This is a genomic window from Catellatospora chokoriensis (genome assembly GCF_011297315.1).
Classification (GTDB): domain Bacteria; phylum Actinomycetota; class Actinomycetes; order Mycobacteriales; family Micromonosporaceae; genus Catellatospora; species Catellatospora citrea.
Window position 1 is genome coordinate 61143 of the sequence record NZ_JAAOTI010000016.1, and the last position, 19478, is coordinate 80620.

A 19478-nucleotide genomic window follows, 5' to 3' on the forward strand; every position below is an offset into this window, starting at 1 on the left:
GGTATGCAGGTGCCCGACTGGGTGGGCAAGTTCTTCCTCGTGGTCACCGGCGAGTCCTGGCCGCAGGCCGACGAGGACCAGCTCTGGGCGCTGGCGAAGGTGTGGCTCGCGTTCGAGGCCACGATGGTCACCGCCGAGGCGGAGATCGTCGAGATCCGCGCCGCGGTGGCTGGCGCGGGCTGGCAGGGTGACGCCGCGTCGGCCATGCGCGACAAGCTCACCGAACTGGTCGACGGCGGCGCCCTGCACACCCTGGTGGAGGCGGCCGGCAAGCTGGGGCGCTTCGCCGACGGCGCGGGCACCAACGTCGAGTACACCAAGGCGTCCATCCTGGGCCAGCTGGCCATCCTCACCGCGCAGATCGTCATGCTGCTGCCGTGGGTGTCGTTCCCGCCGACGTCGGCGTGGGCGTCGGGGTGGATCTCTGCGCTGATCACGTTCGGGCGCTACATGTCCCAGACGTTCTTCCGCCGTCTGATCATGTCGATCGTGTTCGGCGTGGTGCTGCAGGTCGGCCTCGACGTGGCGATCCAGTTCACGCAGCTGTTCATCACGCACACGCGTACCCAGTGGGACACCAAGCGCACCAGCGGCGCGGCGCTGGCCGGAGCGATCGGCGGGGTGCTCGGGCCGATCCTGTTCGCCGGATTCGGGAAGATCTTCGGGCAGAAGTTCGTCACCTCCATCGTCGGGTTCGCGGGCATCGGCGCGCTGCACGAGTGGAGCACCGAGCAGATCGCGGACCTGATCCTGACCGGACGCCGCGAGCAGAAGGAGAACGAGTGGGCGTCGGCGTCGGCCGGCGCGGTCGAAGGCGTGCTGGACTGGATCGGGCACCGGACCAAGGGCGGCGGCACGATGGCCGGCCTGGACGGCGACGTCGGCAACATCGACATCCCGGGACTGGACGGCAACCCCATCGAGTTCGACGGCGGCCCGCACGGCTTCGACGGCCCGGCCGTCGTCGACGGCGACTTCACCTTCAAGGGCATCTTCCCCGACCCGAAGACGTTCATCGGCACCATCACCTTCGACGGCACCCTGACCCCGCCCGGCGGGCAGCCGCGCACGGGCACGTTCACCGGCACCGGCGGGTTCCAGGGCACCTTCGACGGGCTGTTCGACAAGGCCACGATCGGCGTACGCGACCAGGTCATCGTCGGCGAGGTGCAGGGCAGCGGCCGGTTCGACGGCGACTTCCACCTGTCCGGCACGTTCACCCCCGCCCCGGGCAGCACGGTCAACCAGCCCGTGAGCGAGTCCGGCACCGTGCCCCAGACCCGCCCCACCACGAGCACGACCAACGCGCCGACGCCGCCGCGGACCGGCTCGGGCCCGGCCAGCGGCCCCGCCGCCCCGCAGGTGCGGACCGTCACCAGTTCGACCACCCTGCCGCCGCCCGGCGGCCCGGACCCGGCCACCGTGCCCGTGGTCACCGCGGAGACGGCCACCAGCGCGGCCGTGCCGCCGCTGGTGACTGCTGAGCAGGACCACGTCGGCATGGACCTGGCCGCGCCGGCGTCACCGGACACGACCGACAGCTCCTCGACCACCACATCGGACACCGGGTCGCTGTTCGGCGATGCCGACAGCACGACCGACAGCGGCAGCACGCGGACCGGGCTGACCGGCTTCGACGGCGACACGTTCGACGGCGGGACGAAGTTCGACGCGGCGGGGAAGTTCGACACGGGAGTGACATTCGACGCGACCAGTGACCTGGTCATGCCGACGTCGAAGGACGAGCTGCGCGCGCTGCTCGGGCTGCCGCCGGACCCGCTGTCCGGGTACGACCAGCTGCTGAACCCGGCCGTGACCATGCAGAACCCGTTCGTCTTCATGATGGCGGCGCCCAGCGGCCACGGCGGACCGCCGGGCGGGCCGCCCGGCGGCCGCCCACCCGGCCGCGAGGGCTCGCCGGTGTCGGACCCCGACCCCGACCCTGACGGTCCGGTGCGGGTTGCCCCCGAGGTCACCATCGGCAAGCTCAAACCCGCGGACGCCGCACTGGTGATCAGGCAGGCGGAGGAGCTGGTCCAGCAGTACCTGCCCGCGCCGGTCCCGCTGGACGCCCACCGGCCCGCGGTCGCCGCCGTCGCGCAGGCGCTGCACCAGAACCAGCCCGACCGGGCCGCGGAACTGGCCGTGGAACTGGCCACCGGCCTGGGTGCGAACCCGACGACCGCGCCGACGACCGCGACCTTCGACAACCGGCCCGACGGCCCGGCGCGGCTGGGGGAGCAGGGTTACCCCGAGGCAGGCTGGCAGCTGGTCGGAGACGTTTTCCTGCACACCGGCGACGGCGTCGTCGTCGCCCTCGACGGGCAGCTGTCGGACCTCGACCCGGACCTGCGCGCGCTGACCGGTGACACGGCCATCCTCATCCGGGTCACCGAGGACGGGCTGGTCTTCCTCACCGAGGACGGCGCCACCCACCAGGTGCCCACGCCGTGGCGCGAACCGGAGCCGTACCGGCTCGACCGCGGCCCGCAGGGCGTCGACCTCGACGCGATCCAGCTGCCCTCGTCCCACCTGCTGCGCCCGGTCCCGGCGGGCATCGCGCTCTACCAGGCCGACGAGACCAGAACGGCGCGGATGGACGCCGAATTCGCCGCCGCGACGCCGAACCGCACCACCCTGGTCGTCGGACCGGGCGTCACCCCCGAGGCGGTGCGGCAGACCATCGCCGCGCTGCCGCCGTCGCTGGCCGACCAGCTGATCGTCCGCTACACCACCGGCCCCGGCATGACCACCGACCAGGCGGTACGGCTGGCCACGACGGTGCTCGGCGGACGGCGCGGACCACTGGTGCTGCCACCGTCGATGCTGCCGGGCGGCCGGGACGCCACCGACCGGGTCATCCCGGTCGACGCCCGGCAGCGCCCCACGTTCGCGGAGTTCGCGCACGAGTTCCGGGTCTACCCGGCGGACCGGCCCCCGCCCACCCAGCGCCCGCCGCGGGGGATGCGGACCTCGGACCGGGTGTGGCGCTACCGCTTCGCCGAAGGCTGGGTGGCCGAGCAGACCACCGACGGCGTCTGGGTGCGCCCCGAACAGCTGCCGCCGGGCATCACCAGGCCGCGGCTGCCCGCCGAACGGGCCCCGGCCGGGACGCCGCAGCTGACCGTCGGGCTGCCCGGCACGGCCGTGCCCGACGCGGTCCGCGAGCAGGTGACCACGATGCTGGCGGCACTGCCGCCGACGACCCGCCCCGACGTGCTCGCCCACGGCATGCCCGGCCCCTGGCAGCTGTGGCTGACCGACACCGCCGTACAGCCGGCCGGCCCCGGCCGCGCGGTACGGGTGCCGGGCGGGCTGTACCTCGACTCCACCGGCGACCCGGCCGTGCCTGCCGACGTGCAGCAGCAGCTCACCGGACTGCCGCCGACCGGCAACGCGCTGCGGCTGATCCCCGACCCGGGCTTCGCCGACCCCGACGTGCTCACCGTCTACGTGCAGGGCCTGCCACCGCAGGTACGCCAGCGCATCGTGCTCGACCTGCGGGTGGCGCAGCCGGATCACACGCTTGCCGACGCGACGGCTTTGGCCGCCGCCGTGGGCGTGCCCGTGCGGATCGACGCCGCCCGCCTCGACGGCACCCGGCCCGACCCGGCCACCACCGTCGCGGTGGGACCGGACGGGCGGCTCGCCTTCGCCCCGTACGCGGCGTTCTTCGACGTGCGCGGGCCGGGCGCGCCGATGCCCACCCGGACGGTGCCGGGCAACCTGCCGCCGAGCGCCGACCCGGACACGTACGCCCTCGCCGACGGCTGGGTGCTGCAGGTGCTGCCCGGCGGTCTGTGGGCCCGCCCCGCCGACCTCACCGGCACGCCCACCACCGACATCACCACCCGCTACGCCGACCGCGGCGGAGTACGGCTCGCCATCGGGGTCCCCGGCGTGGCCGTCCCGCAGACAGTCGCCGACCAGCTGCGCACCCTCACCGGGCAGCTGCCCCGCGCACAGCGGACCCAGCTCACCGTCGACCTGCTCGATCCCGGCCAGACCCACGTGCTGACCGGGCTTCCGGTCCAGGCTCCCGCACCGGCGCCCGCCGTCACACCTTCGACGACCACGACGCCCGCCCGACCCGCCATGCCGCCTCCGCCGCAACGGGCACCGCGAACGGAGCCGGGCCGGCAGGTCTTCCAGCACGACACCCTGACCGGACGCCTGCACCTGGTCACCCTCGCCGCCCGGAGCGCACCGGCCTTCCCCGGCACCGGCCACCGCCTCGGCGGCGGCCCGGCCACGACGGTCGCCGGGCAGGACGGCACCGTCACCGCGCCGCCGGCGACCGGGTCCGCCGCCACGACCCGCTCACCCGAGCGGTACGCCTACTTCGAGCTGGACCCGGTCACCCTGCAGGTCACCGAGGTCGACCTCGATCCGGCAGAGGTCGTGCACGCGACGCGGCCGGCTTCGGGCCCGGCCACCGAGCGGATGTACGGCGGCGAACGGGTGCTCGTCCACGACGGAGCCACCGGCCGGTGGACGGTGATCAACGTGGACCGGGACTCCGGGCAGCCGCTGCCCACGACGGACGACGGCCCGGGACGGCAGCTGCTGCGCCGCGACGCGCACGGCGGCGTCGCCCTCGTCACGTTCACCCACGCGCCGCAGTTCAGCGCCGAACCGGACGGCCACACCTACCGCCGCGTCGACGAGGACGGCTCCACCTGGCACGAGGGCACCCCCGTCGGCGACGTCACGGTGCAGCCGCTCGGCGGCGACGGCGTACCCACCGCGGTGCTCGCCCGCGACACCGACACCGGCCTCTACCGGGTCGTGCCCCCGAAGAGCCCCGACCCGGCCGGCTCCACCCCGTCCTTCACCGTCATCGCCCCCGGCCGGGCACCGCAACCCGCGCCGCCGCGCCCCGAGCCGCAACCGCCGTCGCAGGTGTCCTACTTCCGGTTCGACCCGGGACACCCGGCCGACCCCGACACCGACCCGGCCGGCACCGGCCCGTCCCTGTCGGCGCTGCCGGTACGCGGCGACCACCTGGACGTCGTCGAGGTGGACCTCGGCGACGGCCGCGTGCGGACCGCCACGTTCGCGCCCGTCGCCGGACGTGAGGAGCAGCTGGCCCTCACCGAGGACGGCACGTTCCTGGTCACCCCGCAGCGCGTCGACCTCGACAGCCTCACCCACGACCCGCAGACCGGCCGCCTCGTCATGCGCGAGACGCTCAGCGACGACGGCTCCTCCGGCGGATCCGGCGGATCCGGCGGCTCCGGCGGACGACCCGGCGGCGACCGTCCCGGCGGCGCGAGCCGGACCGCCACCCGACCCGGTGACGGCTCGCGGACCCAGGTGCAGCGGGAGACCGTGCTGGCGCGCGAGCAGCACCCGCCCCCGGTGACCCTGCCCCGCGACGACACCCGCGACAGCAGGGACGACACCCGCGAGCGCCGGGAACACGCGGCGTTCGACGACCTCGGCCCGCTGACCCCCGGCGAGCAGCGGATCGCCGGCGACACCCGGATCCCGGTGGCGCAGCGCGTCAACCTGATCCGCAACCAGCGCGTGTGGGCCCGTGCGGAGGCCCGGGAACTGGCCGGGCTCCGGCAGCAGGTGCAGCTGCGGCCCTCGGCGGTGCTCAGCGTGGCCGAACGGCAGGCCGCGGTCGACCGCGCCCTGACCACGACGCTGGCCGCCGCTCCCGCGCCGCAGCTGTCCGTACGGGAGCAGGTCGACCGGGCGCTCACCGAGACCCTCGCGGCCGGCCTGCAGGGGCAGCTCACCGGCACCGGGGTGCAGGCCGCGGTCAACTCGGCGCTACGCCGCCAGGGTCTCGCGCCGGTGACCCTCACCCCCGAGCAGCAGGCCGCCGCGACCGCCGCAGGGCAGGCCAGGGTCGCTCTGCTGGTAGACCTGCAACGGCGGCTGGCCGAGGACGGCGCGGCCGAACTGACCGCGCAGGAGACTTCCGCGGTGCACGCCGCGATCAACGACCCGAGCCTGCCCGGCAGCCTGCCGCTGACCGCGGAGCAGCACCGGGACGCCGCGGCCGCCGAGGTCGCCACCCGCCACGGCCGGATGGCCGAACTGGAACGCAGGACGGCGGACCTGCCGACCGTCGACGTCGACCCGCCGCCCGCGCCGCTCGGCGGGCTGCTCGAACCGCGGGCCGGGTTCGCGGCCGTCGACGCCTTCCACGAGTTCCTGTACGGCCAGCGGGGTGTCCCGGCGGGCGCACTGCCCGACACCCACCGGGTGTGGCAGCAGCTGGCCGCACCCGCGCCGCAGAACGACGGATCACCCACGCCGGGTCCGCTGAACCCGCCGTCGGCGCACCCGGCAGGCGACAGCGGCCTGCCGCCGATCACCGGGAACCTGACCTGGCACGCCCAGCCGGCCGACATCGCGCTGACCCCGCAGGCCCACGCGCGGCTCGACGAACTCGGCCTGCATGCCGCGCTCCCGCTGACCGCCGGCCACCAGTTCGCCGTCGTGGCCAACGCCGCCGTCCTCCACGGCGCCACCGGCCTGCTGCCCGTGCTCGACCATGCGCCCGCGAACTGGCTCCAGGCCATCACCGGCATGGTGCTCGCCGACGCCGCGCGGGCCGGCGGCGCGATACCCACCCTGGGTCTGACCGAACCGGACGAGGTGGCGCTGAGCGAGGTCGTGGCGTGGCTCGCCGACGGCATGCCGGCGCAGCGGATGCCCGCCGCGCTGTCCGGCCGGTCCCTGAACGACGTCGTGCTGACCCTGATGGGCCACCTGCTCGGCAGGCCCGTCGAACTCGTCGGGGCCGACGGGGGCCGGACCCTGTACGGACCACCGGCGGCGGAGGGCTCCTCGCCCGTCGTGGTCGTCGCCGACCACCGGGGCGTCCTGCTGGCCACGGTGCCGTTCGACGCGGCGCCGGCGGTGTTCGCCGCCAACGGCGGCACCCGGCTGCTCGAAGCGGTCCCGGCCGACGGCGTGCTGGCCGACGAGGCGGCGTTCACCGATCTCGACCACCTGCTGCGCGACCTCGCGGGCCGGCCGGATCCGGTGCTGCCGACGCCCACCGAGCTGTCCGGCCAGCTGCGCGACGTGCTGCTGCCGGGCCGGCAGCCGGTGGCCGGTCCTGGGCTGGCACCGGTGCTGCAGACCGTGCGGGACGCGGTCGCCCAGCAGCCGCCACCGGCGCGTGACTCCGCCGCCGTGCAGTGGACGCCCGCCCCGGCGACGGCGGACCCGACTGACCCGGACGCACTGACCCAGGAGCAGCGGCAGGCGCTGGCCGACCGAGGGCTCGCCGCCGTGGCGAACCAGGCCGGTCCGCAGTCGTTCTTCGAGGCGCTGCGACAGGAGGGCGCGTACGGCGGCGGCCGGCTGGCCGGGCTGGTGCGGTCCGACCCGGAACGGCTGCGGTCGGCGTTCGCCGCGCTGCTGCTGGCCGACCTGGCGACCAGCGGCAACGCCTGGCCGCTGATGAACGCCGACCCGGCCGGGCTCGGCGAGCGGATCGGGCTGCAGGTGTCCTGGGTGGAGCAGCTGGGCACGACCGGGCAGGCCGCGCCGCCGCTGGTGGCCGAGGGCCTGGTCAACAGCCTCGCCGAGCTGTTCGGGGTCCGCGTGGTGCTGGTGCAGCCCGCGACCGTGCAGGAGTTCACCCCCGCGGGCCTGGACCCGGCGACGGTGCCCACGGTGCACCTGGTGGTGACCGCGGGCGGGCACACCATGGCGACGGTGCCGGTGGCCGCGGACCTGTCGGGACGGGTGGTGCGGCGTGCGCCCGCCCCGGCGGAGCCGACCCTGCCGAGCCCGTCCACGGACTCGCTGCTCACCGACACCGACGAGAGCACCACGGGTGCCGAGTTCGCGCCCGTCCCGCCGCCGCCCGTCCCGCCGGTTCCACCGACCCGGCCGATTCCGTCATCGCCGTCGCCGCAGCTGCCGCCCTCACCGCTGCCAGCTTCGCCACTGCCGCACTCACCGCAACTGCCACCTTCCCCTCAACTGCCACCTTCCCCGCAACTGCCACCTTCGCCGCAGCTGCCGCCCTCACCGCAGTTGCCGCCGACACCGCCACGAATCCCCACCCCGCCACCGATCTCGCCGCTGCCGCCGGTGTTCCCGGAGGCGTTGACCTCGGCCGACAAGGTCGCGTCGACATCGAAGACGCCGCAGGACCGGCCCGACACCCTCCCGCCGCCGCCACCGCCGGACCCGGTGGTCACCGCACCGCCGCTGACGGTCACCCCGATCGCGGTGGACCCGCTGACCCACAGCATCGGCATTCCGCGAGCGGGCCTTCCGCTGATGACCGACCTGGTCCGGTCGCTGCAGGACGCTGTGGCGGGGACCGGGGTCGAGGTCACCGCCGCCGAGTGGACCGCGCTGCCGCAACTGCTGCTCAGCAACTACCGGTACGTGGTCGGCGCCAGCGGCTACGTGGTGACGCTCGGCGGGGTCGAGGTGCTGGTCAGGCTGACCCTGGGCCAGGCGGGCCAGCTGGGCAACCCGGCCGGCTCCTACGATCGGCCCGCGCCGGCCACCTCCAGCGACACCCTGGCCGGCCGGGCCCCGGACAAGGGCCGCTACCACGCCAACCAGGCCACCAATGGCGTGTTCCAGACCGGCGCCCACTCGCAGGGCCAGTCCGGGCAGGCCGGTGCCCTGAGGCTGACGCTGGCCGCGGGCTTCGCCCTGGGACTGGACCCGGTCGTGCTGCAGGTCGCCAAGCTGGGCTTCTCGATCTCGGGCGCGGCCAACGTCACGAACCGCAGCACCGGATACATCAAGGACGCCGAGGGCGGGCACGTCGAGGACACCCGGGCCGACTCCACGCTGCTCGCGCTGGAGCCCGGCTGGAGCTTCCAGGTGCGCACCGACCCCGCGCAGGCATGGCACCAGACCGGCGTGCACAACGTCGCCAGCACATCGGCCGAGCAGCTGATCCTCGCCGTGGCCGAGCACAACCTGGCGACCGCCGGCCCGCAGGTCAAGGCGGCCGTGCCGCCGGCGGGCACCCCGGAGCGGGCCGAGTACGACCGCATGGCCGCGCGGATCCCGGCCACGTACTTCGCCTCCGGCATCACCGGCCTGCCCGCGCTGGCCGACGACATCGTCAGCGAGCTGCGCGAGGGCGGCCTCGCCATGGAGATCGGCGGTGACACCCGCAAGGAGCTGCTGCAGAAGCTGTCCAACCTGGACGCCCACCTGGACACGGCGGTCAACGATCCCGACGGCTACCGCTTCACGCTGCACGAGCGCGGCCGTGTGGTGGCCGAGATCGCCGTGCACGGCCAGCGGCTGGCCGACGGCACCGTGCGGGTCGGCAGCACCAGCGACAAGGCCCACGTCGAGAAGATCGCCACGGCCATCGCGGGCAACAGCGGCGGCCAGTCCGTGCGCAACACCAGCGGCATCAAGGGCACCTTCGACGTCGACCTGGTGCCGCTGCCGTGGCTGAGCCTCGGCCCGGGCCTGTACGCGGGCTTCAACTGGCACAACTTCGACAACGCGAGCGCGGGCCGGGCCGGGCTGTGGGTGCACGTGGCGCGATACACCGGCTTCACCGGCGGATACCACGTCGGATTCCAGTTCCGGGCCACCGTCGCGGTCCGGGCCAACCCCGACGTGGTCGCGCAGCCGACCGCGTGGGTGCCCGGCAGCGCGCTGCTGCGCATTCCGGAGCCCGACGCGTTCGCGCACGGGTTCACGGTCGACCAGGCGGCGCTGCCGCAGGCGCTTCAGGACCAGCTGAACGCCGCTGCCGCCGCCGCAGCGGCGGCCGGTCCCTCCGCCGCGGTGCCGGCCGTGCCCACGGTGCCGTTCCAGCCGGGGCTGCTGCGCAACACCGACCACCTGCCGGGCGCACCCCGGGCGGTGCCGCTGCCGCGGCACGTGGCCGACGGGCACGGCATCGGGCAGGGCCTCGTCCGGGTCGAGCAGTCGGCCGTCGACGAGTTGCGGGGCTTCCTGCTGCCGGAGTTGCGCGACAGCGGCTTCCTGCCGCCCGACGCCGCCCGACCGTTCCACACCGGCGAGGACGCGGTCGACTGGACCCGCAAGTCCGGGCTCGACAGCCAGCTCGACAACCTCGAACTGGTGAACAAGATGGTCTCCACCAACGGGCTGGACTCGCACTACAACAGCCTGCACCAGGACGGGGTCACCTTCACCCTGCGGCACCGCGACAAGCGCGGCCACGTCCGCAGCGCCCGGGTCACCCTGAGCGCCGAGCAGTACGCCGGCGCGACCAAGCCCGACGGGACCTCCGTCCACTTCGTCCGGCGCACCGACGAGTACCACATGGTCAACCTCGGGATGGGCATGGACAACGCCGGCCAGGGTGTCGGCGGCGGCCGCGAGTTCGTGGTGGGCGCCAAGGTCAGCGGCGGGATCAAGGACATCCCGGTCGGCCAGTTCGCCCGCGGCGGGGTGGAGTACCAGCGCGGCGCCGGCGCCAGGCAGAACGTCGGCCTGCTGTCCAACCGTCCCGAGCTGCTGGAGTATCCCGGCAAGCTGGACGAGTTCCGGCTGCCCAGCCGCTTCCGGGTGAGGGTGGAGTACGACGACGGCACCCCGGATTTCGCCCCGATCCCGCTGCGCGATCACCTGGCGGTAGTGCACCTGCCCCCGGCGTTCAACTCGCCGACCATGGAACTGGGCCAGTCCCAGCCCACCGACGCGGGGGTGCTGGACCAGGCCGTGATCGCCTACTTCGACACCACCGGGGTGCTGCCGGCGCTGCGCGAGCTGCTGCCGCGGCTGACCGGGCCCGGCCGGGCCACGGACGAGGAGGTGTCCAACTTCGGCGGCACCATCAGCCTGGGCGCCCACGCCAAGGAGATCATGCAGCACCTGTACGCGACCGACACGCTGTTCAAGGCCCACCTGGTCGCCGACGAGCACGGCAGCATGGCCGTCTCCGGCACCATGGGCGACAGCACCTTCGTCGGCGCCACCGCCGACAAGTACGTGCTCGGCCTGATCAAGCTGCAGCTGTCCGAGGCCTCCACGAGCAAGAACGCCAGCGATGGCCTCACCCTGGAGAAGCTCACCTTCGGGGTCGGCGGCAACCCGAAGGCCGACGGGCTCACCGATGTCGGACCCGAGTTCGGGGCCAGTCAGCACTGGGGCTGGACGAAGTCGGAGACCAACGGGCGTACGGGCGCCAAGGAGTTCCTGGACCTGGACTTCCACCGCGCGTACGCCTTCGAGACCTGGGTCGACCTCGTCGTGCGCGCCTCGTACGAGCGCCAGGGGAAGATCGTCGCCGTGCGGGCCGGCAACACCCCCGTCATCGGCGCCAAGATGCACACCGACACCAGGAACGTCGACCGCCGAAGAATGGTCTACCTGCTGTCCGAACCTGAGGCGCTGGCCCGCTACGGCGAGAACCGGGTGCCGCTGAACGACGCGCAGCTGCTCGACGCCATGACCCGTTGGCAGCGCGGCGAACTCGTGCTGCCCGGTGACACCGTGGCCGCCGTGCTCACCCGCTGGCAGCGCGACAGCATCGCCAGGGCACAGGCCGCCCAGGCACCGGCTCCGGCCGCGGTCCCGGCTCCCGCACTCGCCCAGCCCGCCGCGGTCCCGGCGCCCGGCGACGTGCGCCGCCGTGCGCTCGCGCTGGACCTGCGGAACCGGCACGACACGCGGCAGACCCCCGTCGTCGACCAGGACGTGCGCGACGCGTTCACCGCGCAGTTCACCACCGAGCAGATGAACCTGCAGCTGCGCGACCCCGCCGACGCGTTCGCCAACGTCGGGGTGCCCGAGTACCTGACCCGCCCCGGCCCGCGCGCGCTCGGCCATGCCGCGGTCGCCGGCGCGACGCTCGACCCCACCCCCGACGGCCGCCAGACCGACCTGTTCACCACCGTGTTCGAGGCCGTCGAACGCGCCGCCCCGGGACTGCTCGGCCGCCGCCCCGAGGTCTGGACCGACACCGGGCGCAACATCGGCCGGCTGCAGGGCGGCATCGACACCCTGCAGGGCATGCTCGCGGGTGGCCGTGACCACGCCCTCTACGAGGACATGATGCACACCGAAGGCGTGTGGATCTACCTGTTCAACCCGGTGGGCTGGGCCACCTCCGACGTGGTCGCGATCAACCTGCGGTTCGAGATCGACGGCCCGCCCCAGGTGCGCTCGTTCATCGCCGAGTCGGGCGTGGAGAACTACGGGCACGGCTACGTGCAGCACAGCACCAACGCCAGCCGCGACGGCTCACGGTCGTACACGGCGGGCAAGGTCGGGTTCACCGGCGAGCACGGCACCTCGGGCGGTCCGTCGATCGGCATGGCCGAGGGCAACAGCCGCCGCACCGGCATCGCGACTGTCGGCACGACCGAGCAGACCGTGTACGACTGGAGCGGCCACTACCGCGTGCGGTTCCCGCACCGGATCGCCGTCGACGTGCACCGCCTCGACATGGTCGGCCGGATCCTCAACACGATGGCGATGCGCGCCTACCGCCGTCTGGCCCGCCACCACGCCCCGGTCACCGCCGAGCGGACCGGGACCGTCGAGCTCAAGGTGCCGCGCGGGCTGGCCGAGACGCCGCCGATCGCCGGACCGTCACGGCTGCCCGACCTGACGCCGGTGCCGCCGCTGCCCGGTGACGCCTACCTGACCGCGGTGCTGCTCGACGAGGCCCTGCCGGTCGCCCGCCAGCTGCTCGCCCGTGCCCTGGGCAGCGGCGCCGACAGCGCCCGCTACCGGGGCAGCATCGCGCTGCCGGTGCTGCTGTCGCGCTCGCACCTGACCAATCACCTGCCCGAGGCGCTGCGGCCGGAGGGCTACCGCGTCGCCGAGGACCTGTTCCTGCCCGGTCACTCCAGTGACCGGGTCGCCCTGGACATGCACGCCGAAGTGTTCGACATGGAGATCATCGCCGAGATCATCGACGCGACGGGCACGGGCCGCTACGCCAAGCACCAGACCGGCACCACCGCGGGCATGTCCAGCGACGTCTGGGCGGCCACCCTCGACGGCGGGATCGGCCAGAAGGATGTCGTCAGCGTCAACGACACCGCACACGCCGACGACGCCTGGGGCACGAACAAGGCCAACGAGGGCACCAGCGCGGCCCGCCTGGCCCCGCGCGGGCAGAACGCCGCCGGAACCGGCAACTACCGGCGCGAGCAGCACCTCAAACAGCAGGGCCCGGTGTACCTGGTACGTATGCGGGCCATGGCCACGTTCACCGCCCACCGCGTACACCAGGAGCTGTTCGGACCCGCGGTGCCTAGCGGCACGTTCCACAGCGACCCGGTGACCGGCGACGTCTACATGGAACTGTTCGTCGACGAGATGATCGAACTGCAGCGGCGGCTGGACGAGCGCCGGGCGGCGGCCGTGCCCGCCGACGACCCCGTGTCCTGGTCCCCGCTGCCGCCCTGGGCCCCGCGGGCGAACCTCGACCAGCACCTCGCCGCCGCGGCCGACCGCGGGATGCCCGCGGCCCAGGCCGCCGGCAACGTGGCAGGTGCGCTGCGCGACCAGCTCCACCGCGACGCCCGCAACCTGGCCGACCTGGCGCACCAGCCGCCGGGCTCGCACTTCACCGCCGACCGCCCCCGCGACACCCGGCCCGTCGTGCTCACCAGCAGCGACGCGCAGCGCGTCCACGAGACCTACCGCGCCGTGCTCGACTGGTCCCGGCAGCACACGCTCGCCCAGCGGATGCAGGCCGAGCTCGACCGGCTGCGCGCCGACCCCACCCAGCAGGCGGCAGCCGACCAGCTGCGCGACGCCCTGGAGTCCTACCGGCAGTGGCTCGACGCGCCCGCCTTCGCCGTCGACCCGAGCGCCAACAACAGCGCCCTCGTGACGGAGTGGGAGGCCCGTACCACCGAGGTCATCAACTGGGTCAACGCCACCCTGCCGGTGCCGGAGGGCCGCACCGTGGTCGGCCCGGCCGCGCTGCCGCCGCGGGCCTCGGTGCTGGCGCTCGACCCGGTGCACACCACCCGCCAGCTGGCCCGCGAGCTCGGCCGCCACATCATGGTCGAGCACACCGCGGCCGACGGCGAGGTGATCCGGCACCGCAGCGACCCGACCGGCCGGGTCTACCGCACCGACGCCGAGGGCCGGCCGGAGACGGCCGCCTCCGCCGCCGCCCGCCTGCACGCGGACGTGCTCCGCGACCTGGCGGCAAACCCGCTGGCCCCGGATGACCTCGCCGATCTCTACCGCGACTCCTGGACCCTGCGGCAGACGTTCGAGCAGGCGGTACGCGAACGGCTGGCCGACAACGCCCACGTGCGCGCCGCACAGCAGCGCATGGAGGCCCTGGAGGACAGATTCGGCGACCGGGTCCAGGCGCTCGCCGACCGGGCCGCCGACATCGTGCGGTGGTGGACCCTCGGGCTCACCACCGCGGACCCCATCACCACCAGGTTCGGCCACGTCGACCCGCACGCGCCCCTGTGGGACCAGGTCATGCAGGCACTGAACGACCCCGCGCCGCTCATCGACGTCATGGAGGCGCTCGCCGACGACGGCCGGGCCGCCGCGATCCACACGGCGGCGGTGATCGGCCGTGGGCGCGGATTCAACCTCGCCCCGCTGCCACCGGACCCCCGGCCTGCCCAGCCCGCCGACCAGGGGACCGTCGCCGGGCAGCCGCCCATCCCGGCAGCGCCCCCAGCCCCGCCGCCGGCGGCCCCGCGCCCGCCGCTGCGGTTCACCCGGTCCGGCGCGGCGGTCCCGCCACCGCCGGTCGTGTCGACGACCACCACCTCGGCCGTGGTGCCGCCGATCACGGTGACCACGGCCGACACGACGGTCGAGACCACACCGCTCAGCCCTGCCGCGCTGCTCAGCCCACCCCCGTCGCTCAGCCCGGCCACGCCGCTGCCGACCGGGCCGCTGATCCCGACCACGTCACTCGTCACCGCCACGACGTCGACGCTCGGCACCCTGCTGTCCCCGAGCGTGTCACCGACCCCGCCCAGGCCGGCGGCCTCGCCCGTGGTCACCGTCCTCAGCGAGGACCTTCCGGCCGTCCCGTCGACGTCGTCCGGCTCCTCGGGCACGCCGCTGATCCCGACGATCCTGCTGACCGTGCCGCCCCCGCCCGTCGGCGGCAGCTTCCAGCCGATCGGCGAGCCGGACGGCCAGGGCCGCACCGCGTACACCTGGCACGCCACGGACCGGCCGTCGGTGCTGGCGGTGCTGCCACCGCAGGACACCCCGGCGGTGCCAGGCGACCTAGGCGCGCAGGTCACCGCACTGACACCGCTCGCCGACACGACCGTGCTGCTCGCCGCGCCCGGCCTCGACCCGGCAGTGCTGGTCGCGGCGGCCACCGGTGCGGCGACCGCCCCGGTGGGCGGCGAACCCCGGGTCGTGCTCATCGCGGCCGATCAGACCGGCGCCGACCTGCGCGAGCAGATCCAGGAGCTGTCCGACCGCCAGCCGGAGACGATCTTCCTGGTGGCGGCGGGACCGTGGCGCGTCGACGGCGGCGTCCTGTTCGCCGGGACCGGCCAGACGCTCGTACGCTGGGCGGCGTTCCTGTCGGGCCAGCAGATCAGCCCCGCGCACGGGGCCAGCGGGATGGGGCAGTATTCGCTGCTGCGGGTGCGGGTCAACGCGGTCCGGCAGACGCTGAACGAACTCGCCGAGTCGGTCCGGGACAACGCGGGGACCGACCCCGGCGTGGCGGACCGGACGCTCGAACTGGAGATCACCACCCTGCTCGCCGACGCCACCCGGCTGCTCAACCCCGGAGCCACCGGCACCACGCACACCATCGGCGAGATCGAGGCCCGGCTCGACGACCTGATCGGACGGGCGTCGTCGCTCAGCGAGGCCTGAACCATCAGCGCCGCCGGATCAGACCTCCCACGCTTCAGGCCGCGAAGCGGTCCGGTGCGGCACGCAGCCCCAGCCATACCGCGATGACCTCGGCCCGGTTGCGCGCGGACAGCTTCGCGTAGATGTGATTGACGTGGTTCTTGACCGTCTTCTCGCTGATGTAGAGGGTCTGGGCGATCTCGCGGTTGGTCCGGCCCAGCACGATGAGCTCCATCAGCTCGGCCTCGCGCCGGGACAGCCGGTGGTCGGCGGGCGGGGCGACGACGGTGGGCTGTGGCAGCGCCGCGTCACGGAACGTGCCCACGATGCCGCTCAGCACCCCCGGCGACAGGCACGGCTCCCGGCGTGCGGTGGACAGCACCGCGCCGACCAGATCGTCGGCGGTGAACTGCCCGTGCACCAGGTAGCTCGTCACGCCCAGCCGCAGCGCGTGCTGGACCTGGTGTGACTCGTCGGTGTCGGCGACCACCAGCACCGCGGCCGCGGCGGCCACCCCGGCCAGAGTCTGTTCCAGCTGGTGGCGGCCGGTGCCGAGCACGATGACGTCGGGGCTGAGCCGCCGCCCCCGGTGCAGCGAGTCCGGGTCGGCGGCGGCCTCGCCGACGACCGCGACCCGGGCGTGGGTCTCCAGAATGGAACGCAGACCGGTCCGCATCACCAGGTTGTCGTCGGCGACGAACACCCGGATCCGCAACGGGCCGTAGTCTTCACGGGGCAGATCAGGCGCTTTCGGGACGGAGTACAGCGTCACGGTGGTCACCCCCTCGTTATCGGAGCTTCACACCTTCGTTGCCGGGCCGTGTCCGAGACATCGTTGATATCAGTGACATTCGCCTACCGGGCCCCGCCCTGTCGGCGATGCCGGCTCATTCGGCCCAGTTAGGGATGCGGCACGTTGTGACGAGAATGTTCGGACGGGACCTGGAGGCGGCCCAGCTACGGGAGGTCGTGGCGAAACTGGCCGGCGGCCACGGCGGTGTCGCGTGGCTCGAAGGCGAGCCGGGAATCGGCAAGTCGGCGCTGGTCGACGCGATGACGCGGGACGCGCAGGCGGTCGGCTGCCGGGTGCTGCGCGCCAGCGGCGACGAACTGATGCGGGCCTTTCCGCTGCGGATGATGGCTGACGCCCTCGACGTCAACACCGCGTCAGCCGATCCGGTCCGGCAGCAGATCGCCGGGCTGCTGCGCGGCGAACCGGTGCAGGCCGGCACCCTCGACCCGGTGCTCGCCGCGGGTGAGCGCATGCTGGCCCTGGTGGACCGGCTCTGCGCGGAGCAGCCACTGCTGCTGGTGCTGGAGGACGTGCACTGGGCCGACGAGCCGAGCCTGCTGCTGTGCCACCGGCTCAGCCGCGCGGTCGACCAGATCCCGCTGCTGCTGGTGCTGACCAGCCGCCCGGTCGCCGCGCGCACGACCGCCGCCCGGATGCGCACGCTGGTGCGCGAGCGGCCGGGCGCTCACCTCGACCTGGAGCCGCTGACCGCCGCCGACACGGCCGCGCTGGCCACCCGCCTCGCCGGCGGCCTGCCGGGCCCGCGCCTGCGGGCGGAACTGGCCCGCGCCGGAGGCAATCCGCTCTACCTGCGGGAGATGATCGAGGCGCTGGTCCGCGACAAGGCGCTGGAGGGCAACGGACCGGTACGCGAACTGCGCGCCGATGTCACCACCACCGCACCCTCGCTGGTGGCCGCGATCACCCGGCGGCTGGACTCGCTGAGCGAGCCGACGGTCCACGCGCTGCGGCTGGCCGCACTGCTGCGCCGCGAGTTCGACGCGGGCCACTGGAGCGAGGTCAGCGGCCGGCCCATGACCGAACTCGTCGCCGCCACCGAGGAGGCCGTGGCCGCCGGGGTGCTCGCCGCGGCGGGGGAGCGGCTGACGTTCCGCCATGACGTCATCCGCCAAGTGCTGGCCGACCAGCTGCCGGTGGCGGTGCGGCACGGCCTGCACCGCCATGCCGCCCGTGCGCTGGCGCAACTGGGCGCAGGAGTGGACGAGGTGTCCCCGCACCTGCTGGCGACCTCCGGGCCGGTCGACGGCTGGGCGCTGACCTGGCTGGCCGGGCTGCCCGAAGCCATGCTGTACGCCGCCCCCGACGTCGCGGTCGAGCTGCTGGTCCGGGCGACCGCGCCACCCGTGCCCACCGACGAACTGCACGACACCCTGTCGACGCGGCTGGCGCTGGCCCTGTTCTGGCTCGGCCGCGACGAGCAGGCGTGCCAGGTCGCCGAGCAGGTGCTGCACCGCACCGCCGACCCGGCGCGCGAGACCCGGCTGCGCATCCTGGCGATCCGGGCCGCGGGCCGCATGCGCCGGTTCGAACACGCCCTCGCGCTGACCCGTTCCGCCGCGCAGCTGCCGCCGCAGTGGCAGGCGCGGCTGCAGGCCTGGCGGGCGATGATCCTGGCGTTCGTCGACCGGCTCGACGAGGCCGCGGCGGAGGCGAGCGCGGCCCTGGACAGCGCACTGGCCTGCGGCGACTCGCTGGCGATCGGATACGCGCACAACACCCTCGCCTACCTGGCGCCCGCCGCGGACCAGCTGTGCCACATCGACGCGGCGATAGCGGCGCTCGGCGACGACGTGGAGGCGACCGACCTGAAGATGCTGCTGACCGGCAACCGCCTGCACCGGCTGCTGGCCAACGGGCGGCGCGACGAGCTGGAAGCCTCGCTCGCCGAGGCGCTCGTGCGGGCGGAGCAGGTGGGCAGCATCCGTGCGGGGATCATGTTCGCCCAGGCGGCCGGGGCCTGCTACGCGTACGGCCGCTGGGACGACGCGGTGATGTACGCCGACCGGCCCGACCAGGAGCTGCTGGCCACACCCGCGCTGTCCTACCTGCACGCGATCGTGGCGCTCATCGCGATGCACCGCGACGACCACCCGACCGCCGACGCCAGGCTGCACGGGGCGGGCTTTCTCGACCCGGCCGCGCAGGCCCGGTGGTTGGGCGCCTTCGGGGTCGTCGCCGAGGCCGTGGCCATGCACGCCGAGACCGGCGGCGACCTGACCGGGGGTCTGGCCGTGCGCGCGTCCTACCTCGACCTGCCGCCGGGGCCGGCCCGCGCGTCCCGCAGCGATGAGGCGATCCTGCTGGTCCGCGCCGCCCTGGCCCTGGGCGACCGGTCGACCGCCGACGCGGCCGCCGCGGCGGTCGAGGCCGATCCCGATCCCGCCCCGGACCGCCTGCTGGCGATCCGCTGCTGCCGCGCCATGCTCGCCGGCGATCCCGCGGAGCTGCTCGCGGCAGCCGGCGAGTACGAGCACTGGGGCTGGCTGCCCCGTCGCGCGTTCGCGCTGGAGGAGGCGGCCGTGCTGCTGGCAGGCCGGGGAGACCAGGCCGGTGCCCGTGCCGCGTTCACCGAGGCGCTGGGCACCTGGCTCGAACTCGGGGCGACCTGGGAGACCCGGCGCGCCGAGGCCCGGCTGCGTCCCTTCGGCATCCGCCGCGGCCCCCGCACGGTCCGCCGCCGCCCCGCGCACGGCTGGGATGCGCTGACCCCCAGCGAACGCCACGTCGCCCGGCTCGTGGCCAAGGGCTTGTCCAACCCGGACATCGCCGCGGAGCTGTTCGTGTCCCGCAACACCGTGCAGACCCACGTGTCGCGGGTGCTCAGCAAACTGCAGATGCGCTCGCGGATCGAACTCATCCAGCAGGCGGCCGACGGCGACCGGGCCGGGTGAGCGGCCCGGTCGCGCGCCGG

The 19478-nt window shown here is 74.4% G+C and carries 3 protein-coding genes; 2 read left to right on the plus strand and 1 reads right to left on the minus strand.

Translation table 11 applies throughout. The features are described from left to right. Window positions 1-3: 3 nt before the first annotated feature. Window positions 4-15774, plus strand: a complete 15771-nt coding sequence (locus tag HAV39_RS23755; RefSeq protein ID WP_444542266.1) for a WXG100-like domain-containing protein — start codon at window positions 4-6, stop codon at window positions 15772-15774. A 34-nt stretch (window positions 15775-15808) separates the two neighbouring features. Here HAV39_RS23755 and HAV39_RS23760 read toward each other — a convergent pair whose 3' ends face one another. After that, window positions 15809-16525, minus strand: coding sequence for a response regulator transcription factor (locus HAV39_RS23760; RefSeq protein ID WP_203736584.1), 717 nt, complete (start codon window positions 16523-16525; stop codon window positions 15809-15811). 155 nt (window positions 16526-16680) lie between these two features. Between HAV39_RS23760 and HAV39_RS23765 the strand changes: the two genes are divergently transcribed. Then, on the plus strand, window positions 16681-19458 hold the full coding sequence (locus HAV39_RS23765; protein ID WP_191841368.1) for an ATP-binding protein: 2778 nt from the start codon (window positions 16681-16683) through the stop codon (window positions 19456-19458). Window positions 19459-19478 lie beyond the last annotated feature (20 nt).